The following is an 818-nucleotide window of genomic DNA, read 5'->3' as shown; positions in this document are numbered from 1 at the left end:
GGGGCGCCGGGTCGCCGGCCGGTCCGCCGTCGGGATTGTGGCCCTGCACCGGCGGGCTTCGCCACGGCAGGCGGGTGTAGGTCAGCGCGATGAGCAGCACCACGATGACGGTGCTGGCCAGCGTTGCGTCCACGATCTGAAAGAGCGCGAACCGGTCGCCGTTGGCGGTCGGGCCGAAGATGCCGACGACGAGGCTGATGGCGATCGCCGCCACCCGGAAGCCGGTGCGGGTCGCCCAGGCAGCCAGCGGGATGATCGCCCACAGCAGGTACCACGGCTGCACCACGGGAAACAGCAGCACCGTGATGCCCAGCGCGACGCCCAGCCCGCCGATCGGGTGCAGCCGGCCGCGGAAGACGGCCAGCAGCAACCAGGCCACCATGACCGTGATGATCAGCACGCCGATCGCACGGGTCAGCCCCAGCACCGCGGTGGTGTGATCACCCAGGCCCAGCAGGATGCCCACCTGCCCGGTGCCCAGCGCCAGCAGCGTCGGCGGCGACATCCAGCTGCGCACCACGTTGGCGGTGCCCAGCGTGTAGATCCAGCCGAAGCCGAGCCCGCTGGCCCAGCCGACGACCGCCATCACCGCCAGCGACAGCACCGCCATGCCGCCGCCGGTCAACAGCAGGGCGCGCAGGGTTCCTCCCCAGCGGTAGGCCAGCGCCACCGTGACGAAGCCCAGCGCCAGCAGCGATGGCAATTTCACCTGCGACGACAGCGTGATCAGCACGGCGCCGGCCAGCAGCATGCCCAGCGGTTCCCAGTCCGGCCCCAACCGCTTCCACGACACGGGCAGCAGCCGTGGTGCGTCGATG

General features: G+C 71.4%; 1 protein-coding gene. It reads right to left on the bottom strand.

The features are described from left to right. A partial coding sequence (gene mptB / locus A5775_RS06115; RefSeq protein WP_197512381.1) for a polyprenol phosphomannose-dependent alpha 1,6 mannosyltransferase MptB occupies nt 1–818 on the bottom strand: 818 nt, incomplete at both ends.

Source organism: Mycobacterium sp. 852002-10029_SCH5224772 (assembly GCF_001667315.1).
Classification (GTDB): domain Bacteria; phylum Actinomycetota; class Actinomycetes; order Mycobacteriales; family Mycobacteriaceae; genus Mycobacterium.
This window is presented reverse-complemented; position numbering and strand designations above follow the sequence as displayed.